The organism is Pirellulales bacterium, assembly GCA_033762255.1.
In the GTDB taxonomy this organism is placed as follows: domain Bacteria; phylum Planctomycetota; class Planctomycetia; order Pirellulales; family JALHPA01; genus JANRLT01.
On sequence record JANRLT010000008.1, the window covers coordinates 95,839 to 118,861 of the forward strand.

Annotated in this window: 17 protein-coding genes and 2 tRNA genes; 11 read left to right on the forward strand and 8 right to left on the reverse strand. The window is 53.5% G+C overall.

Translation table 11 applies throughout. From position 1 onward, the window contains the following. Nucleotides 1-12: 12 nt before the first annotated feature. The gene (locus tag SFX18_02685) at nucleotides 13-429 is read right to left on the reverse strand and encodes a hypothetical protein (protein ID MDX1962031.1); all 417 of its coding nucleotides are present in this window, start codon (nucleotides 427-429) and stop codon (nucleotides 13-15) included. 119 nt (nucleotides 430-548) lie between these two features. After that, entirely contained in the window at nucleotides 549-692 is a 144-nt protein-coding gene (locus SFX18_02690; GenBank protein MDX1962032.1) for a hypothetical protein, read from the reverse strand. Nucleotides 693-1,436: 744 nt separating this feature from the next. On the opposite strand from SFX18_02690, the gene SFX18_02695 reads away from it, so the two are divergent. The 4 genes from SFX18_02695 to SFX18_02710 are packed head-to-tail and all read left to right on the forward strand — an operon-like array spanning nucleotide 1,437 to nucleotide 4,848. After that, a complete protein-coding gene (locus SFX18_02695; GenBank protein ID MDX1962033.1) occupies nucleotides 1,437-1,652 on the forward strand; it encodes a hypothetical protein in 216 nt (71 codons plus the stop codon). A gap of 19 nt (nucleotides 1,653-1,671) precedes the next feature. After that, nucleotides 1,672-1,971, forward strand: coding sequence for a helix-turn-helix domain-containing protein (locus SFX18_02700; protein ID MDX1962034.1), 300 nt, complete (start codon nucleotides 1,672-1,674; stop codon nucleotides 1,969-1,971). A 25-nt stretch (nucleotides 1,972-1,996) separates the two neighbouring features. After that, the gene (locus SFX18_02705) at nucleotides 1,997-4,615 is read left to right on the forward strand and encodes a DUF3987 domain-containing protein (GenBank protein ID MDX1962035.1); all 2,619 of its coding nucleotides are present in this window, start codon (nucleotides 1,997-1,999) and stop codon (nucleotides 4,613-4,615) included. Next, complete coding sequence (locus tag SFX18_02710) at nucleotides 4,612-4,848, forward strand: hypothetical protein (protein ID MDX1962036.1); 237 nt, start codon at nucleotides 4,612-4,614, stop codon at nucleotides 4,846-4,848. The genes SFX18_02705 and SFX18_02710 overlap by 4 nt, the downstream gene beginning before the upstream one ends. Nucleotides 4,849-5,503: 655 nt before the next feature. Here the strand turns inward: SFX18_02710 and SFX18_02715 are convergent. The 3 genes from SFX18_02715 to SFX18_02725 form a co-directional block, all read right to left on the reverse strand. Continuing rightward, nucleotides 5,504-5,779, reverse strand: a complete 276-nt coding sequence (locus tag SFX18_02715; protein MDX1962037.1) for a hypothetical protein — start codon at nucleotides 5,777-5,779, stop codon at nucleotides 5,504-5,506. Nucleotides 5,780-6,515: 736 nt separating this feature from the next. Then, a tRNA-Glu gene (locus SFX18_02720) sits at nucleotides 6,516-6,588 on the reverse strand. A 146-nt stretch (nucleotides 6,589-6,734) separates the two neighbouring features. Next, entirely contained in the window at nucleotides 6,735-8,294 is a 1,560-nt protein-coding gene (locus SFX18_02725) for a protein kinase (GenBank protein MDX1962038.1), read from the reverse strand. A gap of 544 nt (nucleotides 8,295-8,838) precedes the next feature. On the opposite strand from SFX18_02725, the gene SFX18_02730 reads away from it, so the two are divergent. Then, nucleotides 8,839-8,909, forward strand: a tRNA-Gln gene (locus SFX18_02730). 231 nt (nucleotides 8,910-9,140) lie between these two features. Here the strand turns inward: SFX18_02730 and SFX18_02735 are convergent. Further along, on the reverse strand, nucleotides 9,141-9,542 hold the full coding sequence (locus SFX18_02735; protein MDX1962039.1) for a hypothetical protein: 402 nt from the start codon (nucleotides 9,540-9,542) through the stop codon (nucleotides 9,141-9,143). A 145-nt stretch (nucleotides 9,543-9,687) separates the two neighbouring features. Here SFX18_02735 and SFX18_02740 point away from each other — a divergent pair, with 145 nt between their 5' ends. Both SFX18_02740 and SFX18_02745 read left to right on the forward strand, forming a co-directional pair. Continuing rightward, the gene (locus SFX18_02740; protein ID MDX1962040.1) at nucleotides 9,688-11,211 is read left to right on the forward strand and encodes an FAD-dependent oxidoreductase; all 1,524 of its coding nucleotides are present in this window, start codon (nucleotides 9,688-9,690) and stop codon (nucleotides 11,209-11,211) included. A gap of 37 nt (nucleotides 11,212-11,248) precedes the next feature. Continuing rightward, on the forward strand, nucleotides 11,249-11,746 hold the full coding sequence (locus SFX18_02745) for a pyridoxamine 5'-phosphate oxidase family protein (protein MDX1962041.1): 498 nt from the start codon (nucleotides 11,249-11,251) through the stop codon (nucleotides 11,744-11,746). 603 nt (nucleotides 11,747-12,349) lie between these two features. On the opposite strand, the gene SFX18_02750 is transcribed toward SFX18_02745, so the two are convergent. Beyond that, nucleotides 12,350-13,522, reverse strand: coding sequence for a zinc-dependent alcohol dehydrogenase (locus tag SFX18_02750; GenBank protein ID MDX1962042.1), 1,173 nt, complete (start codon nucleotides 13,520-13,522; stop codon nucleotides 12,350-12,352). Between the two features lie 205 nt (nucleotides 13,523-13,727). Between SFX18_02750 and SFX18_02755 the strand changes: the two genes are divergently transcribed. Beyond that, entirely contained in the window at nucleotides 13,728-15,824 is a 2,097-nt protein-coding gene (locus tag SFX18_02755) for a catalase (protein MDX1962043.1), read from the forward strand. A 64-nt stretch (nucleotides 15,825-15,888) separates the two neighbouring features. After that, nucleotides 15,889-16,998 (forward strand): Gfo/Idh/MocA family oxidoreductase, encoded by a 1,110-nt coding sequence (locus SFX18_02760; protein ID MDX1962044.1) that lies wholly within the window; start codon nucleotides 15,889-15,891, stop codon nucleotides 16,996-16,998. Nucleotides 16,999-17,018: 20 nt separating this feature from the next. On the opposite strand, the gene SFX18_02765 is transcribed toward SFX18_02760, so the two are convergent. Continuing rightward, nucleotides 17,019-18,413 carry a sialate O-acetylesterase gene (locus tag SFX18_02765; GenBank protein ID MDX1962045.1) on the reverse strand — a complete coding sequence of 465 codons (1,395 nt, stop codon included), beginning with the start codon at nucleotides 18,411-18,413 and terminating at the stop codon, nucleotides 17,019-17,021. A gap of 245 nt (nucleotides 18,414-18,658) precedes the next feature. Between SFX18_02765 and SFX18_02770 the strand changes: the two genes are divergently transcribed. Next, complete coding sequence (locus SFX18_02770) at nucleotides 18,659-19,993, forward strand: DUF5690 family protein (GenBank protein MDX1962046.1); 1,335 nt, start codon at nucleotides 18,659-18,661, stop codon at nucleotides 19,991-19,993. A 430-nt stretch (nucleotides 19,994-20,423) separates the two neighbouring features. Continuing rightward, the gene (locus SFX18_02775) at nucleotides 20,424-22,937 is read left to right on the forward strand and encodes a PEP-CTERM sorting domain-containing protein (protein ID MDX1962047.1); all 2,514 of its coding nucleotides are present in this window, start codon (nucleotides 20,424-20,426) and stop codon (nucleotides 22,935-22,937) included. Nucleotides 22,938-23,023: the final 86 nt, after the last annotated feature.

Below are 23,023 nucleotides of genomic sequence, written 5' to 3' on the forward strand. Positions count from 1 at the left end.
GGAATTCACACACTAGGCCGCCGCCTTAACCTTGTTCTTTGCCTTAGCCGCTTTCTCCGCAGCGTGTTTAGCCTTGCTCGCGGCACTACGCTGGTCGATGAGCGAAATATTCGCCTTAACAAACTCGTCGTAACGGTCGAGCTTGGCACGGATAGCAGCAACAGTCTCAACTCGCAGGATTGTGCCAAACTGGGCGTTACCGCCAGCAAGCCGCCCAAAGTTAATCGCCCCGCTCTCTGTCACCGTGAACTCTGCCCCGGTGGATTGCTTAGGCAGCACGTCGACCGCATCGGCGGGCTTAATCGCCCCGCTCTGAACGCCCAACAGGACGTACCGCAGTGTTGCACTGTCATGCCCGATCAGAGAGCAAGTCTCGTCCACGGACAATCCACCCTTGGCCAGTTCGCCTAGCACTTCTAAATTGGTCATAACTACACACTCTCCCTTGAAAAGTAACGGTAACGCTTGCCAACAGTAGGCTCGCTGGTGTAATGCCCTACGCTAGGCAGGGCATTTAGCCGGGAAGTCTACGGCACCAACACACTGGCCTAATCTTCAAGAGCTGGCTGGTCATTTAGCCATTTGTAAAAGTCGTCGTAATCAGGGTTTGGTTCCAACTCTGAAATGTCAATCAGAGCCAGTTGTGCCTCAAACTCTTGAATCAGATACTCTTCCAACTGTGCTACGCTCATAACCGTTTCTCCCTTAGTGTTGTGCTAGCGTTATCACTCCACTACAGACGGTGTAGGCAGGAGGAATAACAACCTTTTTTCCTGTCGTGGCGTTGTGCCTTCGACAATCAACACAACGGAGAATTGGAAAAATGGCGTTGGCGTCCGACCGACTCGGACGGACGCCGCGAAAGATATTGACGGCAAACGACTTGCGATTAAAAGGAATAACAGGCGCGCGCGTACGTTTTGACCCAGACCCCCGCCCTCGCGTCACGCGCGGAATCCTTTACTAGTCCCCCCTCTGCACCTGTGGAATTTGCGAGTGGTCGCCTGTGGAGATTTTGCCCTAGAGGGGGGGCTTCTGTTTTTGGGTGGAGTCCCGTTTGAGAAATTTTGCGCGTAGTGGGTGGCTACGTACCTTCCCCTTAGCGAACCGTGCGTTTTTCGCGGAATTGCCGGGAGATTCGCATCCTAGCAGAGCCTCGAACGCATGCCGGTTATTGGCCCCGTCGTTTCCCTGGTTGTGATGTGCGAAAACAGGGATCGGGGGTTTTTGAGGTTGTTTTTTCGTGGCGGAAGATGGGCTGTCTGTTTCCTTCTTGCGTTGTATCCACGGGTTGGCCGAGGTTAATGGGGACAAGTCCTTGGCAACCGCAACCGCTAATTTGTGGAGGTGATTTTGACTGAAAAATGAAAGGCGTCAAGACAGGAATGATTAAACGTGGGTTGACGCTTTCTGTTTTTCGTGGAAATTGTTGGGGCATGAAAAAGGATTTGCGGTTGGAATACGAGGCGCTGGAGAGTGGTTGGAAGGCCGCGGCGGAGCGTCGTTGGAAGGAGGAGGGTTGTTTGGAAGCGGCGGATGCTTATCGCAAGATGCTGCGGCTGCACGGGGTTGAGGTTGAGGATGCCTGGAAGCAGGCGATTGAGCGGTTTCCGCCGCTGGATTTTGTGAAGGTGAGTAAAAGCGTTGTTTAGCTGAAAAGGAGAGAAATCGATGTTAAATGAGCAAGAAGCGCTCGACAGTCTGCGTCGGCTGAAGCCGGTCAAGGCCAAACGAATTGGTACGGATGCCCGAGGAGCGGCCCAGATTCTCGGAGTGGCACAATCAACCCTGGCAGAGTGGCAGCGTCAAGGCAAGGTGCCATTTTGCAAAATCGGCGGGAGAGTTTTCTATTCGCTTTCGGCCCTGAAAACCTGGCTGGCGGAACTCTGCAATCGGCGAGCGGCGGTGGAACTCGAACCCCGCCCAAAAGGCAAGAAGGCCAAGCGGAATCAACCGACGGGAACTCAATAAACCACATAAGCGAGGAAGAATTCTTATGCAATTATACAACCGAGATAACGTTTTACGAACACAGCAGACCCTTTGCGAATCCGGCGGCACATTTGAAATTCGGATACTTGATGGCGTGACCGCAAGCGATAAACGGAGCAAAGTTTATTCGGGTTATTTTGATTCTCCGCATGCAGCGGTGAATGCCCTGGCTGAGCAGCGATTTGTTTCGTGGAAGGGGTGCTATGTCACACCGAACCCAGTGAAACCCGACCTACTAGCCCGGGCGGTGAACAAATTTAAAAGCGGCATTAAATCGGCCAGTGATAGCGATATTGTTTCACGTCGATGGTTACTGATTGACGTTGACCCAAAACGCCCGGCGGAAACTTCAAGCTCCGATGCCGAACACGCGGCGGCGGCTGAAAGAATTAATGCTATCGACAATTGGCTCTGGGAAAGATTCCAGTACCCGCCCGCGATCGTGGCGGATAGTAGCAACGGTGCCCATGCCCTCTATAGAATCGACCTGCCCGCCGATGATGACGGGATAATTAAGAAAGTGCTAAAAGCAATTGCCCACGAATGGGACGATGAAACTTGCAAGGTGGATTGCAGCGTTTTTAACCCCGCGAGAATCTGGCGGCTATACGGCACGATAACTTGCAAAGGAGACTCAGACGGAGACAAGCTCACACCCGCCCGACCTTGGCGAACAAGCAAGATTCTAGTTCGGCCCGATGCCTTGCGAGTGGTAACTCGTGAGCAATTGGAGGCGGTAGCAGCACTTGCCCCACAGCCCCAGCAACCGGCCCCACAGGCCCGGGTGAACGGCTATCGTGGTAATAGGCAGTTTGACCTGGACGCCCTCTTGGCACGTGCTCCGTTTGAAATACGCGGCCCACAGCCCTACCAAGGTGGCTCTAAGTGGATCATGCCCGTGTGCCCGCGCAACCCGGAGCATAACAAGGGCGAAGCGTTTATCATTCGGCGACCGGATGGAACCATTCAAGCCGGATGCCAGCATAACAGTTGCCAGCAATTCGGCTGGCATGATTTACGGGACATTCTGGACCCGGGCTGGCGCGAACGCAAAGCCGACCGGCAAACAAGCGGGGCTTGGAAAGATGCGGCCAATGGCCGGGTAAATGGCAAGCCCTACAACGCCCCCCCTCTGCGGGCAATCCCGCCGGATAGCGGCTGGGTGCCGTTTCCTGCGGGGGCTTTGCCGAAAAATGCCCGCGATTATGTGCGGGAACAAGCCGAGCAAATTCAGTGCGACGAAGCGTATTTGGCTTTGCCCCTCTTGGCTCTGGCGGGGAGTGCAATCGGGGCAACGCGGCGGCTACGATTAACCCCAAGCTGGACGGTCCCCCCGATACTTTGGGTGGCCGTACTCGGGGAGAGCGGACGCAAGAAAAGCCCGGCCCTAATCGCAATAAAAAATCTGGTTATGAAGCGACAGGAAAAGGAGTTTCGGGATTTTGAACAGCATGAAAGCGAATTTCAGGAACATCAAATACGCTACGAAAAGGAGCTTGCGGCGTGGAAGAAAAATACCAAACAGGATGGCGAACCGCCCCCCACTAAGCCCAAGGCCCCGATAGCCCGGCGGTATTTGGTGGAAGATTGCACGCTGGAAACACTTGCCAAAATCCTCAAGGAAAATCCCCGGGGGGTGCTGCGATACAGTGAGGAACTGGGAAGCTGGCTCTCGTTTGGCGAATACAAAAAAGATTCGCGGGGCGACCTAAACAGGTGGCTTAGTTTGTGGAATGGCGACAGCGTAACAATCGACCGCTCAAGCCACTCGCAACGGACAACGCACATTCCGCAAACGGCGATTAGTATTTTTGGTGGAACGCAACCCGAGACGCTGGCGGCGACGTTTGGGCGGCAGGAACTGGCCAGCGGATTAGCGGCCAGACTGCTATTCTGTCAGCCCCCGGCCCGCCTAAGCGTTTGGCTGGACGATTACCCGCCCCTGCAATTTGAGCAACCCATACGGGAGCGAATTCGGGACTTGCAAGATTTGGAATTCAAAAACGGGGGGCAGTTTGAACCCCACGATTTTGGCGGAACAGACTTGGTGATTCACGCCCCCGAACCCAGCGACGGCGAAAATGAGCCAGTGGAGCTGGTTTTTTCCGATGATGCCAAGCCGATTTGGCGGGATTTTTATAACGCCCACAATCGGGAGACGTTTGACCTCTCGGGGAACTTGGCGGCGGCGTTTAGTAAGCTGGAAGCATACGCCCCCAGGCTAGCCCTCATCTTACAATTGATCAGTAATCCCCAGGCCCGGGAAGTTGGCAAGCATGCCCTCTTGGCGGCTATTCGTTTGGTTGAGTGGTTTAAGCATGAGGCAACGCGGCTGTACGGGCAACTGTCCCTCAGCCCAGAGCAACGGGAAACACAACAGACAATCTCGCTAATTCAGCGGCGCGGGGGACGTATAACCCACCGGGAGCTAATGCGGCGGGATAAGCGATTTGAGACAGCGGAAGCGGCGGAAAGCTTTTTGCAGCAATTGGTCGATGGCGGATTAGGGCTTTGGGAACCGGTGCCCCCAGGCCCCAAGGGTGGCCGACCGGCACGTGAATTTGTGTTAGCACAAGAGGTTACAGCCCCCCCCTCAAATCCTGCCCAAGCGGGGATGCGGTGACACAACCCCATGATTTGGCCGAGTTTAGGGGTTGTGTCACTGTCATCCATGGTAGTGATCCTAAAAACGATGTCCCCGAAAACCTGGATGATTCCCTGGATGATGCCAATTTCGAGCTTGCCAAGTTGGGGTACCTGGATGATCAAGATACAGCAGAGGAAGTAAAGGCATTTGTGGATGAACTTGAATTTTACAAGTGCCAGCCCCCAGCACGGGAAATTTTGGCAATCTAAATGCCCCGAAATCGTGGGGAGAAGATAATGGGTTATTTGACTCGGGAAACATAGGTAGTGATTAAGGGCAGGATAGTGTGTGCCTGGCAATTTGCTACTTAACCGATAGAATTGGGTAATGAGCAAGCACCCCCCCCGACTATCGCTGAACAGTTGAAATCGGCCAATAGTGCCGTTGGCCGCGCAAGGTACAGAATCGCGATTGATGCCCAGATAGCGCATAAAAACGCTATCACGATCTTGTAACGGTGAACGGGGACTGATTTGAGACTCACTAGAGCGATTAACCAAAACACTCGTATCGGTGATGACAAACCAAAGCAATCACAGACTCGGTGACACAACCTCATAATACTGGGGAAATACTAAGGTTGTGTCACGGTCACGCTTAACAAACATTCCAAAAACCAATTTTCGTAGCGAGCAAAAAATGGCCAGTGTCCAAAGAATGGCAAACGGAGCTTTTCGGGTGCAATTTGTGATGCCAGACCGTAGTAGAAGCTCACTTAACCTGGGTGGGGTACCAGAGCGTTTTGCTAATAAAATGGCGGAGCATATCGACGAAATCCTACACAGTCGTAAAAAGGGATACCCCTTAGCCCGCGACACAATCGCCTGGATCAGGGAATTAACTCCTGAAATAAGGGAAAAGCTCTCAGCCGTGGGGTTGCTCGAAAAGACTTCCGACATACATCTGGGACCGTTTGTCAGACAATATATCGAGAAGCGAACAGACCTTAAATGGCGAAGCCGAAATAACTTGGAACAGGCGGCAGGTTGCTTGATTCAATTTTTTGGGGAGCAATGCTTGCTCTCTGAAATTACCGATGCAAAAGCCGTGGAATACTCCATTTGGTTGAGGGGAAAACGTGGACTTTCGAAGGCGACCGCGAACCGTCATACAGCCCGAGCCAAGCAGTTTTTCATTCATGCGGTGAAAGATAAATTGCTATCCGAGAATCCATTCACACAATTTAAGAAGCTCAAGGTGCGCTCGAACCCAGAACGCGCCTATTTTATAGACCGCCCCACATACGAAAAACTGTTAGCCAATTGTCCGAATCAAAGGTGGCGGGCAATTTTAGCATTTGCCCGCATAGCTGGTTGCCGGATTGATAGTGAAATTAAGCGCATGACCTGGGGTGACATTCACTGGCAATCAGGGAAAGTGTTAATCTATTCCCCCAAAACTGAACATCACGAAGGGCAAGATAAACGCTGGGTACCTTTATTTCCTGAATTGCGTGCCGAGCTAGAACTTCTATTTGAGGAACACGGCAAGCCCGCTAAACGCCCCACGCAGAGCGTATTCGGTTCATCCCCCGAGGATTGCAAGAATTTACGAACGCAATTTACCCGCATTATTTCGCGGGCAGGATTGATTCCCTGGCCCAAGCCATTCGTGAACTTGCGAGCGAGCAGAATCCGGGAACTCAAAGAAACCACCCCCGCCTGGAAAGTTGATAAATGGTGCGGGCACTCAGGGGAAGTGTCGGAGGAATTCTATCTTACTTTACACGATTCCGATTTTTTAGAAGCAGCAAATGTCTGTGCATTTTCTGACGAACTTATAGACTCGCATGGTATCCGACCAAGCGAGTACCAAAAAGAAAACCCCGCGTTTTGCGGGGTATTGGACTCTATTGGATATTATACAAACGTGCAGGTACCCCTACGGGGATTCGAACCCCGGTTTTCGGGCTGAGAACCCGACGTCCTGGGCCTCTAGACGATAGGGGCGTCTTGGCCAGTGTAATCCATCATTTTCTCATTTTTGACGGGTTTGTCAATTGGTGGATAGGGACCGCAAAGATGAAAAATTATTTGCCACGACGCGTCCCCACTGAACGAGAAGCCGAGCCGCGGGCCCGACGCCAAACGCCGATTTATTCGTTCGCATTTGGCAATTTAGCGCGAATTTCGTTAAGCATCCGGTCCAGACCGCCGCTAATGTATTTTGAAAGGGGCTCTTTGTTTTTTTCCTCGAGTTGTTTGCGAAACGTCTCTAGCTGCACCCAAGCGGCGGTGAAAGGTTGCTGCTGGTTTTGGTTAAAGGCGATGATCGCCTCCCCCGCTAATCCGTAGTAGTGATCGTAATCATTGGGCTCGGCGGCCAGATCGTGAAAATAGCCCTGGGCAAGGACCCATTCGTTGGCCTGCAGGTGCAGGTAGGCCAACTGCCGCTTGGCGTTATTAACCGCGGTTTTATCTTCGGGAAAATACTTGATGACATCCCGCCACGCCTGGGGGTTGGCGCCACTTTCGTACATGCGGGCGTATTCCAACTGTTCCTGCGCGCTCGCCAGTTTTACTGTCCGTTCGGCGCGGCCCGGCGTGTCCAGCAGGTTCCGCTCGCGCGTTAAATATGCTCCCAACATGCCCGCTAAAAGCGCAATCCCGCTCACCCAGACGATCCAGCGGCGGGGATTTTCCCGCTTTAATAACATTGCCTGGGTTTGCATGACTTCGGCCAACTGCTGGGTGGCGGCCAGGCGGGCGTCGGAGATCGCGGTTAATTCCGTGCTATTCCATTCATTCCAATCCTCCGACCAGGAGGTCGTGTCCAACTCGCGGTACAGCGCGCGCAAATCCAGCAGCACCCCCCGCGGCGATTGGTAGCGTTCGTCGGGGTTTTTGGCCAGCATTTTGTGAATGATGCGGCACAACCCGACGGGCAGGTCGGGGCGGATGGTTTCCAGGCGTTCGGGGGGGGTCTTGAGGTGTTGAACGGCGACACTTAGGGCGTTTTCGCCGCGAAACGGGGGGTTGCCCGTCAGTAAATGAAACATGGTCACGCCCAGCGAATAGATATCGCTGCGAGGGTCGAGCGCGCGGCCCTCTACCTGTTCGGGGCTCATGTACAAGGGGGTGCCCATGGTAACGCCGATCTGGGTCAAATTGAGCGCGGCGGCCTGATCGCCGGTCACAATGCGCGCCAGTCCAAAGTCGGCGACTTTGACGTCTCCCTGGGGAGATAGCAAGATATTTTCGGGCTTGATGTCGCGATGGACGATTCCCTGGTCGGCGGCTTTGGTAAGGGAGGCGCAGGTCTGGCGAAAAATCGCCAGGGCCACGGGTAATTCGGGAACTCCCCGCCGCAACAAATATTCGCGCAGGTTCAGCCCCGGCACATACTCCTGGGCGATATAATGCAAGCCCTCTTGGCAGCCGACTTCGTAGATTTGGACGATATTGGCATGGACCAGGGCGGCGGCGGCGCGGGCTTCGTTTTGAAAGCGTTTGACATAACTTTGATCCGCCGCGAGATCCCGTTTGAGAATTTTCAGGGCGATCTGCCGACCCAGGGAAGATTGCTCCGCCAGATAAACTTCGGCCATGGCTCCCCTGCCCAGGCGACGCAAGATGTGATAATCGCCCAGGCGGCGGCCGGAGAGATCCGGCTCGGGCGTGGCTGCATGGGGGGGAGAGAGGGCGCGTTCGGTCATAATTGATGGTCAGCGATACAAAATTTGGGGGGTGCGGGGTCGAGGCCCCCCGTGCCGTTAATGGGCACAACTGCCGCTAACGGGCACACGTGTCAGGTGGGTTTGTTGGCTAATGCCGACAGGATGGCAAATCCGCGAACTCCCGGGTGTGCTAGGGAATATCCCCATATCGTATTAGTATGGGCCAAAGGGCGGGGAATGGCAATCTGGATTTCACCACCAATGTCCGCCGAACCAGCAGCCAATAAAAGTTAAAAAACCGTTATTCTCGCAGCCGCCCGCCTTTAGCAAATCCTGGCTAAATGTCGGACAAGGTCAAAAGTCCGGGGCGAACCCGTTCCCCCGCGGCGACATCGCATAAAATAGCCGCTCATTGGTAGCCAAGATATGATCCAAGGGCCGAATTGAGATCCACGGGGGATCCCCTATCACGGCAATACGGCGGGAGGATTGGGCCTTGTCTTTGATGATAGGCTGACGATAATAACAGGTTGTGGCAAAAGAGTTACTAAGGGGGCGATTGCCACGCTAAAGCCGGCGAGATTGGGGTATGGTGTAACGGCAGCACGACTGGCTCTGAACCAGTTAGTCTAGGTTCGAATCCTAGTACCCCAAGTTAATTAAGCGACAACTCCTAGCTGCGCACGTTGGACATTCTATTGTGTTATCTCCCCCGGCATTCCGCTCATTGGTTTGCGTCTATTATTCACGAAACTTTTTAATGTCTTAGGCAATCGTCCAGAATCTCGCCTCGTATGGTTATGCAGGATGCTAGAACAATCGTGGAATGGTAGGGCGCAGCGTCGCGGCAGTACTGCCTGCCCCATCAGAGCAATATAGCTCCGCTTAGGGGCGAAAAATGGTAACTCCTTGGGGATAATGGCAGATCCATAATTCTTCTTCTTGCAGGGCCACGGTTTGGGCAATTTCGCGGCCTAATTGTTGAATTGTGTTTTGCAAAAACTCAGCGGAGTCTTCTTTGTGGCCGGGGAAAAATATTCGGACAACCAGCGTCCGCTCTTGATAAGCGTGCTCGCCCCGAAACGCGCCGTCAACTTCGTAGAGCGAAAATCCATCCAATTCCGCTGTTTCCGGGGAGGCGGCTTCCCCCTCCTCGGCATTTTGCCGCGAGAGTTTATTTTCTAAAAAACGATACAGGTCGGAGAGATGTTGTAGTTTCTTGGGAACGTATATTTCCACGCACTGAAGCACGGTATGGGTAAATTGCACGGGGGGTGGCTGGGGCATGTCTTACTCGATTGTAGGAGAATTTGTAACGGCATTGCACATCACATGCCAGGAACGGAAAATTTTGAAAGCAGGATTGGCATATAAGCTGCACGCTGGGCAAGCAAGGTGTTCCTCGATGCTTACGGATACAAAGGAAGGCTTTATGTCATCTGCGGTGATACAACAGAATTCAGTCTGGCTAAATTTCAATCGCCAGTCCTTCCCGCAATTGAATGCGCCGATAAACGTGGATGTGGCCATTATTGGCGGGGGCATCACGGGGTTGACGGCGGGTTATTTGTTAACCCAAGCCGGTAAAAAAGTGGCCATCCTGGAAAAAGGACAAATCGGGGGCGCGGAGACGGGCCATACCACGGCCCATTTGACTCTTATCACCGACGAGCCGCTGGCCAATTTAGTGTCAAATTTTGGCAAACGGGGTGCGCAACTTGCCTGGCAGGGGGGAAAAATCGCGATTGACGTGATTGAGGCCGTCGTGGCCCAAGAGCGGTTGGCGTGCGATTTTAAACGAGTCCCTAACTATGTGCATGCGTCGCTGGTGGATAATCAGGATGAACGGGGTGAATTGCGGAAATTCGCGGAGCTGGCCAATGAATTGGGCTTTAACGGGGAATTTATGGAAGATGTGCCGCTGGTCCATCAACCGGGAGTCCGTTTTGCCGATCAAGGGTTGTTTCACCCTATCAAATACTTGGATGGAGTAGCTGGAGCCATCACGCGCCAAGGAGGCTCCATTTATGAACACAGCGAAGTCACCCAGGTCCATGACGACCCCTTAATTTTAATCGCCAATGGCCTGGAAATTCGCTGTCAAAAGATGATTGTGGCCACCCATTCACCAATGCAAGGGGTGGAAAACCTGCTCAGCGCGCTGATCTTGCAAACAAAAGTGGCGGCCTATAACACCTATGCCGTGGGGGGGAAGATTTCTCATCAAACCCTAGACGCCGCTAGTTTTTATGATACCAGCGAACCGTACAATTACTTGCGCGTGGAAAACGATGGAACCGACAGTTACGCCATTCTGGGGGGCATGGACCATAAAACGGGCCAAAATGACGAGGAAGTCGACTATCATGCCCGGTTAGAGGAATTATTGACTCAATTACTCCCCGAGGTGGCTATCGATCATCATTGGACAGGCCAGGTCTTGGAGCCCCTCGATGGGCTTCCGTATATAGGTCCCGTGAACGCGGAACAATTTGTGGCCACGGGTTATGCGGGAAACGGCATGACCTTTGGCACATTATCAGGCATGATGGCGGCCGATTGGTTCCTGGGAAAGAATAATCCCTGGGAACAACTCTTTCAGGCGGAACGGATAAATGTATCCACGGCGTGGAATTATCTGGTGGAAAACAAGGACTATCCTTGGTATCTCATCAAAGGATTCATGAGCACACCCGCCGCGCAGTCCATTCAGGAAATCCTGGTGGGAGAGGGAAAGATTTTAATCTTGAATGGAGAGAGGGCGGCCGTTTATCGCCAAGCGGACGGCGGGGTCGCCGCTTGTTCGGCGGTTTGCCCCCACATGGGCTGTGTGGTGCGTTGGAATCATGAAGACACTACGTGGGATTGCCCCTGTCATGGGTCGCGGTTCAACACGGAAGGAATGGTCTTGGCGGGTCCCGCCGAAAAACCGCTAAAACCTCTTATGTTTCAATGAATATACGAATTTCACATTTTCAGCATGGAATTGAACGATGTCCACAGATCCGCGGCATATTGCCAAAATGGTTGAATTGATCAAGGCGACTCGCATGGCGATGTTGATTACCACCTGCGCGGATGGGTCGCTGCGCGGGAGGCCGATGGCCACAATCGAGACGGATTTTGATGGTGACCTTTGGTTTTTTACGGATAAAGATGAGCCCAAGGTCCAAGAAATTTTACGGCATCCGCTGGTGAATTTGAGCTATGCCGATCCAAAACAACAGAGCTACGTGTCGGTGTCGGGCGAAGCTGGCATAGTTCTTGACCGGGCCAAGATAGATCAGTTATGGGATCCTTTTTTTCAAGCGTGGTTTCCGCAAGGCAAAAGCGATCCCCAAATCGCGCTTATCAAGGTCGCGGTTAATCAGGCTGAATATTGGGAAACCGCCCCCGGACCGGTGGTGAGTTTAATGGGATTTGTGAAAGCCTGGACCACGGGAGAAGCCTATCAGCCCGGGGAGAATGAGAAAGTGGAAGTTTCCGCTTAAATGGCATTTAACCGTAAAGCGACTTCACTCAAGCGGTATCAATACTCCTTCCCCGGTCATGAAATATTCCATGGTGAATTACACTGCGGCACAATCAAAAGTAGTCCAGATAGATAAAAGGGAGAATCGTCTGCGAAAAATATCGTTATTGGCCCTGAGATGAGCCCGCACCAGGCAAAGAAGCCATATAAAGGGGCCTTGGCATTCCCGGCAAAATAAACCCAGGGATACCTCAGGATGCCAAGGGAAACTTTGAAGTACAACGGCGGCTGGGAAACAATCTAAATTAACTGCAGGAAAGACAAGCCTAAGGCCTGTTTTTACCGTTTCCTGGGATGAACTTAACTCCAAAGCGGAACGGTGTCAGGAGTTAAGAGAGCTTGTCTTTCCTGCGATTTTTTGGGGTAGCATAAAAAAGCACAAGCTCTACCTCACGTGTTGTCTTAAATTTAAAGATTCGAGTGAAGCATATCAGCCGCTGGTCGCTCGCCTACGGTTTATGTCACTCTAACCGTAAGCTGCGGTCCTCTGGCTCATTCGTAAACGAATCGTTAGCAGAGCACTCGAAGCTTGCATTCACTATCATAAAAGGGCCAACCGCAATCAAGGTTTGATAACCACTTTGATGCAGCCTTCCTGTTTATCTCGAAAGAGTTTATACGCCGCAGGAGCGTCTTCCAAATCCACACGATGGGTAATCACAAAAGAGGGATCAATTTCACCGGATTCGATTTTATCCAGCAGGGGCCTCATATATTTTTGCATATGGGTTTGACCCGCTTTCATTGTTAGCCCTTTATTCATAAAGGGTCCCATGGGAAAATTATCCGGTTGCCCGACGTATGCCCCCGGCACCGAAATGGTCCCTCCTTTGCGGCAACTACGAATCGCGTCCCGTAGTACGTGGGCCCGGTCCGTGGTTAAGTAAACCGCGGATTTCACGGTGTCCAGGATGCCATCAAAGCTGCCGGCGCTATGGGCTTCGCAACCCACCGCGTCTATGCAGCGATCGGGACCGCGGCCATTTGTTAATTCCTGCAGGGTTTCGTAGACATTGCTTTGCGAGAAATCGATTGTTTCCGCTTTGCCATGCGATCGAGCCAGGGCTAAACGTTCCGGCACCTGGTCAATGGCGATGACTCTCTCGGCGCCAAACATCCATGCGCTTTGGATGGCAAATTGGGCGACGGGGCCACAACCCCAGACCGCCACGGTATCGCCTGGTTCAATATCGCAATTTTCCGCCGCCATATAACCAGTGGGAAAGATATCGGATAAGAACAAGACTTGCTCATCGGTCAAGTTGGATTCAATTTTGAGAGGACCGATATCAGCGTAGGGAACGCGTAAATACTCGGCCTGCCCCCCCGCAAATCCCCCTAACATGTGGGAATATCCCAGCAAACCAGCGGGTGAATGTCCCATCACCTGACGTGCCATTTCCGCGTTGGGATTGGACGTGTCGCACAGCGAATAAAGCTGTTTCTTGCAAAAATAACAATCCCCGCAAGAAATGGTAAAGGGTACCACCACCCGATCTCCGATGCGCAAATTTTTGATCTCCGCCCCCACGGCGACCACCTCCCCCATCGGTTCGTGGCCCAAGATATCCCCCGACTTCATCGTGGGCATAAATCCATTCAACAAATGTAAATCGGAACCGCAGATGCCGGAGGCGGTAATTTTGATGATGGCGTCCCGTGGATGTTCAATTGTAGGATCAGGGACTGTATCCACTCTGACGTCTCCTGTGCCGTGCCAACATAGGGCTTTCATGATAATACCGCTCTTAATAAGTAAACATAAGAAAAGGCCACGTTATTTCCGCAGGCAAAGTCCATGCCCGGATGCGCGCTTCAAAGACGCCAAGTGGCAAAAGTTGGCATAATTATTTGGCATATGGGTTGCACGCAAATAAATATCCAAATGTTGTTGTTTGGCATACTCCAGTAGTTTTTTCACGATTATTGCCGTCACACCTATGGAAACACCGCAAAACCCAGCCCCCCCGATTCATAAACAAGGCCGCGGGGGTGAATTGCACCAAGTGGCAGCGACGCAGGCAGGTTGGCTGACAACCAACCACGGATTGCCCGTGGGTGATGACCAAAATTCATTAAAAGCGGGTGAACGGGGACCGACCTTATTAGAAGATTTTCATTTCCGGGAGAAAATCACCCATTTTGACCATGAGCGCATTCCCGAACGCGTAGTGCATGCGCGGGGTTATGGAGCGCATGGTTACTTTCAAGCCTACCCCGGAAATGAAGAACTAACGCGCGCCCACTTTTTGAATGATGCAACGGCAAAAACACCGGTCTTTTGCCGGTTTTCCACCGTTGTCGGCAGCAAAGGTTCGTTTGATACCGCTCGCGACGTGCGGGGATTCGCTGTCAAATTTTATACCAGTGAGGGAAATTACGACCTGGTCGCCAATAACATTCCCGTGTTCTTTATTCAAGACGCCCTGAAATTTCCCGATTTGGTGCATGCCGTAAAACCAGAGCCCGATCGCGCGTTTCCCCAAGCCCAATCCGCCCACGACACTTTTTGGGATTTTGTGACCTTGATGCCGGAATCGATGCACATGCTGGTCTGGCTCATGTCGGATCGCGCGATACCCCGCTCGTTCCGGATGATCCAGGGTTTTGGGGTAAATACGTTTCGCCTGATCAATGCCCAGGGAGAATCGCATTTGGTGAAATTTCATTGGCGGCCAAAGTTGGGGACGGTTTCTCTGATTTGGGAAGAAGCGATGGTGATCTCGGGCGCGGATCCGGATTATCATCGGCGAGATTTATGGAACGCGATTCAAAATGGCGATTTCCCTGAATACGAACTTTCCGTGCAGGCCCTCGACGAAAAGCAGGCCGCACAGTTGGATTTTGACATTTTAGACGCGACGAAAATTATCCCCGAGGAAATCGTGCCCTTGCGACCCCTGGGCAAGATGGTACTAGACCGAATGCCGCATAACTTTTTTGCCGAAACCGAACAGGTCGCTTTTTGTCCGGCGAATCTCGTGCCGGGGATCGAATTTAGCGACGATCCATTGCTTCACGGACGGCTGTTTTCCTACTTGGACACGCAATTATCACGTTTAGGCGGGCCAAATTTTCAGGAATTGCCGATCAACGCCCCCAAATGTCCCTGGCAAAACTTTCAGCGGGATGGACATATGCGGATGCGGGTGGACCGGGGGCGCGTCGCTTATGAGCCGAGCTCGCTTGATCCGACCGGGCCACGGGAAGCCGGGGAAGCGGGTTTTCAGACCCATCCTCTTTCCGTGCAAGGCAAAAAAACGCGTCTGCGGCCGGAAAGTTTTGCGGATCACTATTCTCAGGCAAAGCTATTTTACAATTCCCTGACCGAACCCGAACAACGCCACGTGGCCGGAGCCTTTGCCTTTGAATTGGGCAAGGTCGGGGTGCTTTCCATTCGTCGCAAGATGCTGGGGCATTTAAAAATTATCGATCAAGAATTGTATGAGCAAGTGGCGGATAAGCTGGGCATGTCGGGAGAAGGAGAGGATCTACAACCGGTTGTATCCCCGCGGGCCTTGCCTCCTTCTCCGGCACTCAGCCAGTATGCCAAACCGCTGGAGTCATTTGCGGGCAGAAAAATTGGAATCTTAGTGACGGAGGGGTCCGACGCCAAGATTTTGGCGGCAATTCGCCAACAGGCCCAGCGCGAGCAAGTCACCGTGGAACTGGTGGCGCCCAAGGCGGGGGGCTTTCATGGCAATGACGAGCAACATTATCCCGCGGAGCATTTTCTGACGGGCGCGCCGTCCGCGTTGTTTGACGCGGTTATTCTCTTGCCAAGCGCGGGGGGAGCGGAAGAGTTAGCGGATATTCCCGCCGCGGTGGATTGGCTGCGCATGGCGTTTTCCCATTTAAAGGTGATCGGCTGGACGGAATCGGCCAAGCCGCTTTTTACCGCGGCAAATCTGCACAGCAAAGACGATCCGGGCGTGATCCAGCTTTCGTCCAAAACGGTGCCGGATTTTTTTAACGCTTGTCGGCAACATCGGATTTGGGAACGCGAGACCGACATTCGCAATCGTAAGATGACGTGACTTGGTTGAAATGGCAAAGCCGCGCCACGTTGAGCCTGCTGTTCTTAATAATAAGGAACCTAACATGAAAAAATCCGCACTCCCCGCTCCTTTGCGCTTTGCCATGGTTGGGCTGGGCCACTTTGCCCAGGCAGCGGTGCTGCCCGCTTTTGCAAATACCAAGAAAAAAGCGGAGCTCAAAGCCTTGGTCACTGGTGATCCGGAAAAGTCCGCGGAATTGAGCGAAAAATACCAGGTGCCGGCTGTCTCTTATGACTCTTATGAAAGCCTGTTGCAAAGCGGCGATATCGACGCGGTCTACGTCGCCGTGCCTAATACGCTACACCGGGAATATACCGAACGCGCGGCCCGTCAAGGCATGCATGTTCTGTGCGAAAAGCCCTTGGCCTATACCACTGCGGATGCCAGGGCGATGATTACGGCATGCCGTGAGGCTAATGTGCGGTTGATGACAGCTTACCGATTGCATTTTGAAGAAGGAAATTTACAGGCTATTGCCGCCGTCAAGGGGGGAGAAATTGGCGAACCGCGGCTTTTTATTGCTACCCACACCATGCAGGTAAAAGAAGATAATATTCGCGTGGATGCCGAATTGGGGGGAGGTCCGCTGGAGGATATCGGCATTTATTGCCTCAATGCCGCGCGGTATTTATTTCAGTCGGAACCGGAAGAAGTTTTTGCGTATGCCTGCTTTGGCACCGATCCCCGGTTTGTGGAAGTTCCGGAGTCGGTCTGCGCCACTTTGCGATTTCCCCAAAATCGGCTGGCGACATTTCTATGTGGTTTTGGCGAAGCCAAATCCTCGGAATATCGCGTGTTAGGCACGAAGGGGTTGATCAAAGTGGATCCGGCCTTTACCTGGCAAGGTGATATCCAACTAAGCGTGATCAACGGCCAGCAAAAAACCCGCAAGTTCAAGCATCGTGATCAAATCGCGGCGGAGATCATACATTTTGTCGACTCCGTACGCAATGACCAGGACCCCGAGCCTTCGGGGGAAGAAGGCCTCATCGATGTAAACATTATCGAGGCCTTGCGACATTCCTATACCACGAATCAGCCGGTAAAATTAGATCACTCCCAAGATAAATGTTATCCTGATCCATCCCAGTCGATTCATCGTCCACCTTCTTCCAACCCCGAGTTGGTTAACGCCAGCTCTCCGGGCCAGTAACCCGCGCGTCGCGGGCGGCGCTATTTCCCCGAGCTATTTTCCCAGCGATCGGTGCGAAAGCTGGGGGCCGGAAGTCCCTCTTTGTTCATCAAGTTCGGCTCGGCAATCTGGTGCCAGCCAAAACGGACCGCCACCGGGCGCGGCACCAAGTCGCTTTTGACCACGATTGTTTCCCCGTCGATTTCGGCAGTCGCGGGATGAAATTTTTGATCCTCTCCGGCGATGGTAAACCAAGTAAGCGGCTTTCCGTCTCGACTGGTCAAGCCCCCGTGGACATGCCGAAATTTCAGGCGGATGGCGTTGTTTTCGACTTCGTGCGATTGATACAAAGGGCCGGAGTACACCAGATCCTTTTCACCGTAGGTAAATGTCCGGGCCCAGAGTGCCAGCCGAATGCCGACATCTTTTTTATTGCGGGGATGGGCGTCTCCCACATGCCCGGCGATATCGTTGGTCACGGCCATTCCGGTATGGGGAATTTCCAGGGCGGCGGTTTGGGCCTCCCATAGTTGGGGGTGCACATCGACCGGTTTTCCTCCCCAATTGAGCGGGGCAATCTGCACATAGTAAAACGGCAGTTCGTCATCCCGCCAGGCTTTCCGCCAACCCCGAATGAGAGCCTCCATGCGATAGCGATAGATCATGCCATCGCCGACATTCCCTTCCCCCTGGTACCAGATAAATCCGCGGATGTTCAAGGGGTGTAGCGGATTGATCATGCCATTGTACAAGTATTGACCGTCCGGCGGCGGATCTTTGCCTGTTAGTTGAGGGACCAAGTCCACACCCTCCCGATTGGTCCAAGGTTCGATACGCGTTCCCCCCACGGCGGAGACAATCAGACCCACGGGAACATCCAATTTTTGGTGGATTTCCCGGCCAAAAAAGTAGGCGACACCGGAAAAATACGAGACTGTTTGGGGGTTGCAGACCCGCCATTCCACCTGGGCGTCAGCCTGGGGTTCGGCTGTTTCCAGCTTGGGAACGGTCATCAACCGCATTTTGTCAAATTTTGCCGCGGCTTTTTCCACGGCTTCGTTTTTAGTTTTGACCACGACCCATTCCATGTTGGATTGGCCAGAGCAGACCCAAACCTCGCCGATCAGGATGTCAGGCACGGTCAACAGATTTTTTCCCTGGACTCGCAGTTCGTGCGGCCCGCCAGCGGAAAGCGCGGGGAGTTCAAGCAACCAGGTTCCCTCGGCGGTTGTAGTAACGCGGGCGGATTTATCCGCCAGGGAGACCGTTACTTCTTCGCCGGGATCGGCCCAGCCCCAGATGCGGATCGGCTTGTCACGTTGTAATACCGCATGCTCGCTTAACAGCCGCGGCAGGCGAACCGCGGCGACAAGGACGGAATCGCCGAGCATCGTCAAGCACCAACCAACCAAGATAAAAATTCGAACTTTTAACATGATGTTTTGTGGTAAGTGTGTGTCGGCAATACGCAAAGAGGCGGAGTGGAGGAGCTGCCACGCGGCTCCTGAGGTAGCTTGACAAAGGAGGGTCAGGCTGAACAGCCAAAATATATCGATTCCGTATTTAATACGCAAAGTGCGGTCTGGTTGAGGTGCATTTGCAAATGACGCGCTGACGGGTTATCGTTTGCCGCAGGCCGCCAGCTTTTTTACCAGATACGCCCCGTTGCCAGGATGCCATGATGCCGCAAGTTCCCCGGGAAAAACGCACTCTCACCCGCTGGTTGGCGCAAGCCGGCCCCTTGGTGCTCACCCCGTATGCCATGGCATTAGGATTTGCGGTCTATTTTTGCATGTATGCCTATCGCAAACCGTTTACCGTGGCGACGTTTCCGGGGATAGCGCCGGGTTGGCAAGATCTCACCTGGAAAACCCTGTTTGTGCAAAGCCAATTGGTGGGCTATATCTGTTCCAAGTTTTTGGGGATGAAATTTTGCGCAGAACTGACCCGACCGTGGCGCTTGGCGGCCATGGCGGGCTTGATTAGCGCGGCGGAGTTGGCTTTGGTGCTGTTTGCCCTTTTACCCCCAGACTACAAGTTTTTGGCGATGTTTTTAAACGGCCTCCCGCTGGGGATGATCTGGGGACTTGTGGTTTTATACCTAGAGGGCAGGCAAAATTCCGAGGTATTGCTAGCGGCCCTGAGTACTTCTTATATTGTGTCCAGCGGCTGGGTGAAGGTCGCGGGGGCGGTGGCCATGAGTCCGTCAGGAGGGGAGTTTTCTGAATTTTGGATGCCCGCGGTCGTGGGGTTGTGGTTTTTTCCGTTGTTTGTCATTTGTGCGTGGCTGCTCGATCAGTTGCCCGAACCAACCGCGGCGGATATCGCCCAGCGCGCGGCGCGGCAGCCAATGAATCGGGATAACCGTTGGGGATTTTTGCGGGAATTTTTTAGCGCGTTAGGACCGCTGCTGTTATTTTTTGTGTTGTTGACCGCCACGCGAGATTTTAGGGATGTGTTTGCCGTCGAAATTTTTACCGCGCTCGGTTATGGCAAAACGCCCGCGATCTTTGGCGGAACAGAGACCGTGGTGGGGCTGGTGGTAATTATTTGCCTGGGGGGATTATGCCTGGTGCGCGATAATCGTTGGGCGTTGTTGACGGCGTTAGGGATGATGCTGGCCAGCGCCCTCCTGGTGGGGGGGAGTGGTTGGCTGTATCAGCGGGGGGCGATCTCGGGACTGGCCTGGATGATCACCGCGGGAATCGGCATTTATATCGCGTATGTCCCGTTTGGTTCGATGTTGTTTGATCGGCTGATCGCCTGGACGCGTTATCCCGGGACGGCGGTATACGCGATTTATGTGGCGGATTTTGTTGGGTACTGTGGTTCGAGCGGCGCGCAAATTATCAAGGACCGGTATTTTTCCCGGGTCAGCCATTTGGAATATTGTTTAACGCTGGGGTATTTGGTTGCGGGGACGGGGGTCTTGGGAATTGGGGCTGGTGCCTGGTTTTTATCTCGGCGTCAAGAGTCCGCGCCCGCATCCAGAAATACTGAATTTCAAGCGGTTTAAGCAAAATAATCGGGAAGGGATAAATCCCCTTTTTGTCAATTTAAATAACACAAAAAGCGAGATCATGCAGTTCGCTTAGGAAATAACTAGAAATTAAGTATCTGAGGGGATACAAGTGATTTGCGCAAAATGGCGTGACCAATTCGCGAGTTTTTAACGTGTTTCTGCTAACTTCACAGTCGTAATCGGTACTTTGTGTGCAGGGTTGCAAATCAGGATGGTCACTCTGAACATGGGCTGTTTGAGGAGCAAAGAGCCCTGATTGCTTGCCATCGTACCGGGATTGTAACTGCCGGGCACGCATGGCGGGTGGGAAAGTTGACGCCACACGGGAGAAGATGATTTTCTTCCGGCGGAAATTTTGTCACAGTTGTATTTTACACCGGACGATCAGTGGTTCTCTATTTTTCTTTTTTTGGGAGATACGCTCATGACGAAGAGGGACACCTTACGAAAACTGTTACTCAGCACGGGCATGTTAGGCCTGTGCACGGTGACTGCCGCGAATTTGTTTGCGGCACCGGTTGGCTCGGCTTACCGCACCGCGGTGGACGCCCTGACCCCCGCACATTACTTTCCCTTGGACGAAGCCTACGGGTCTCCAGCGGGGACTTTGGTGACTAACCTAGGCGCAAGCGCGCCGGTGGTGAACGAAGCCAACTACATCCGGATGCACAATAACGGCAGCACTTTGGCATTCAATGATGGCACCTTGCCGCAGGGGACCGGTTTTGGCCAGGCGGCTTTGGTGGGTGCGACCGTCGGCCCCACGGTGATGAGCAAGTTCACCGCTCCTGAAAACATTGGCAACAGCACAAACTTTGCGGGCGTCAGCCAAGCGGCTTATCTCAATCAACTCCCTGGCTTTAACCCCAATCTGGGCTTCCCTGGCGATCCTTCCGGCGCTACGGGAGATATTTTCCCCGATGCGGCGACCACTGGTGGCGATTTTAATCGCGCGTTTGAGGGGAATGGCCGCGGAGCGATCCAGCTCAATACCACCGTCAACGGCAACAACATCTTTCACGGTGATGCTACCACCGGGGCATTCACGTTTGCCGGTTGGATTCGCCTGGACAGTGCCAACACCAGCAGCACGATCCGAATTTTTGAATCGGGCGGGAATAACGGCGCAAATGGTAAGTTCTTTCAGATCACCAGCGGTGGATCAGCCGGGTTGACTATTGCCACCAGCACCAACGCGGCGGATACCCGCTCGCTCAAGGCCTTTTATCCTTCCGGTACTCCCGCTGCGGGTTCCGGGGGTACCGTTGGTGGTGATCGGGGTGTGGGTGACTCCGGCCAGTGGTATTTCCTGGTGGTTTCGACATCGGGAAATACCCCCGCCGAACGGATCGCCAACCTGCAGGTTTGGGAACGCTATGCCGACAAGTCCAACGCCATGGGCACTGGTGGTACAACACTCGGCGGCAGCACCAACCAGTTGGGCGTGGCCAAATTGGGTTATCGCGACCTGAATAACCTGGGGATCGCCTTGGCGACGCAGGGGGCCAGCGACAAAATGGACGAAATTTCGATGTGGAATCGCGTCCTCCAGTACGATGAACGCGAAGCCCTGTACATTGCAGGGACAAAGCCAACCAGCGGAGCTCCCGTCAATACCACCACCGCCGACGGCAACTGGGCTGTGGGGGGAAATTGGTCGGTTGGCCAGTGGCCACTCCAACATGGTAATAATAACTCGCCGTATTACGCGGCGGTGATTGACCACAACATTTTGGCCACCACCTTTGACAATGGCGCCAACGGTACAGCTTCTTTCCGGTCCAATGTCGACTCCTTGACGGTGAACGCCGGCAAGACATTGACTCTGGATGTCGGTACCACGATTCGTTCCGCCGAAGACATGACAATTAACGGCAATGTGGTCATGAATGGCGACAATGGCGTTTTTTCGACCGTGGTCAATTCCAAGGATTTTAACTTTTCCAAGACGTCGGCCCTGGATGGCGGTCGTAATACCACCATTTCCGCGGCGACGGCCATCACCATGGCCAGTCCCAGCAATAAGATCATTGCCGAAGGAAACCTGACGATCCAAAGTGGCGCTACTCTGGTGGTCAATCCGGGCACTAACCTGCCCGCCACCGGTGCCAAGCTGTACACGATCGCCCAGGCGGATAGCAACGCTGGCAGCGGCAGCGCCCTGCAAGAACTTGGGGCTTTGACTGGCACGTTCAACACCACGCTGAACCAGCCGGTGGATGCGCTCGGTCGCCGCTTTTCGCTGCTGTACGAAAACCGCGCCGCTAACGGCGTGGGGATCGTGGACACCGTTAAGGTCGGCTTTGCCTTGCCAGGGGACTTGGACTTTGACAATGACGTCGATTTCACCGACGCCTTTGAATTGACCAACAATTACGGCCTGGGTAGCGGAGCCACTTGGCGGCAAGGGGACTTCTTTAACGATGGCGCGGTTGACTTTGTGGATGCCTTTGAACAGACGAACAACTTTGGCGCCACCTATGCCACCACCGAAGGTGACTTTGGCGACAATCGTTTGACCGTCGTGTACAACCCCATCACCGGTCTGTTGACCGTGGACGGAGCTCCGGGCGAAATTTACAAGTCGCTCATCATCGAAAGCGCGTCGGGCCTGCTCAATATCAACCAGGCTGGTTGGTTGAGCTCGACGGGTGTGGGTTTTACCCAGAACTCGCCCAATCAACAAGGTTTTGCCTCGAACACCGCCTTGGGGCATACGTTCTTGATCCAAGACGGTTACGCCATCGGCACGCTGATTAACCCCGGAGTTTCCCAGTCGTTCCTCCTGCAAGACCTGACCATCCGGTACGGCATTCAGGGCCAAGTCGGGACCCGCACGGGGGACTTTATCCCGGAACCCAGCACGATTGTGCTGGCGGGCCTGGGGGCCCTCGGCATGGCTTACGGTGTTTATCGCCGTCGCCGTCAAGTGGCCTAGTCGTGGGTAACGACAGCTCCGCAATGCGTGAATAATCTGCTGTGATTGGGCACTCGCTAGGGCGAGTGCCCATTTTTTTTTGACAT

What these genes read in the sequence shown, in the direction of transcription:
- SFX18_02685 (MDX1962031.1), bottom strand. Translation starts at nt 429, where the DNA reads ATGACCAATTTAGAAGTGCTAGGCGAACTGGCCAAGGGTGGATTGTCC.
- SFX18_02690 (MDX1962032.1), bottom strand. Translation starts at nt 692, where the DNA reads ATGAGCGTAGCACAGTTGGAAGAGTATCTGATTCAAGAGTTTGAGGCA.
- SFX18_02695 (MDX1962033.1), top strand. Translation starts at nt 1,437, where the DNA reads ATGAAAAAGGATTTGCGGTTGGAATACGAGGCGCTGGAGAGTGGTTGG.
- SFX18_02700 (MDX1962034.1), top strand. Translation starts at nt 1,672, where the DNA reads ATGTTAAATGAGCAAGAAGCGCTCGACAGTCTGCGTCGGCTGAAGCCG.
- SFX18_02705 (MDX1962035.1), top strand. Translation starts at nt 1,997, where the DNA reads ATGCAATTATACAACCGAGATAACGTTTTACGAACACAGCAGACCCTT.
- SFX18_02715 (MDX1962037.1), bottom strand. Translation starts at nt 5,779, where the DNA reads ATGAATGAAAAACTGCTTGGCTCGGGCTGTATGACGGTTCGCGGTCGC.
- SFX18_02725 (MDX1962038.1), bottom strand. Translation starts at nt 8,294, where the DNA reads ATGACCGAACGCGCCCTCTCTCCCCCCCATGCAGCCACGCCCGAGCCG.
- SFX18_02735 (MDX1962039.1), bottom strand. Translation starts at nt 9,542, where the DNA reads ATGCCCCAGCCACCCCCCGTGCAATTTACCCATACCGTGCTTCAGTGC.
- SFX18_02740 (MDX1962040.1), top strand. Translation starts at nt 9,688, where the DNA reads ATGTCATCTGCGGTGATACAACAGAATTCAGTCTGGCTAAATTTCAAT.
- SFX18_02745 (MDX1962041.1), top strand. Translation starts at nt 11,249, where the DNA reads ATGTCCACAGATCCGCGGCATATTGCCAAAATGGTTGAATTGATCAAG.
- SFX18_02750 (MDX1962042.1), bottom strand. Translation starts at nt 13,522, where the DNA reads ATGAAAGCCCTATGTTGGCACGGCACAGGAGACGTCAGAGTGGATACA.
- SFX18_02755 (MDX1962043.1), top strand. Translation starts at nt 13,728, where the DNA reads ATGGAAACACCGCAAAACCCAGCCCCCCCGATTCATAAACAAGGCCGC.
- SFX18_02760 (MDX1962044.1), top strand. Translation starts at nt 15,889, where the DNA reads ATGAAAAAATCCGCACTCCCCGCTCCTTTGCGCTTTGCCATGGTTGGG.
- SFX18_02765 (MDX1962045.1), bottom strand. Translation starts at nt 18,413, where the DNA reads ATGTTAAAAGTTCGAATTTTTATCTTGGTTGGTTGGTGCTTGACGATG.
- SFX18_02770 (MDX1962046.1), top strand. Translation starts at nt 18,659, where the DNA reads ATGCCGCAAGTTCCCCGGGAAAAACGCACTCTCACCCGCTGGTTGGCG.
- SFX18_02775 (MDX1962047.1), top strand. Translation starts at nt 20,424, where the DNA reads ATGACGAAGAGGGACACCTTACGAAAACTGTTACTCAGCACGGGCATG.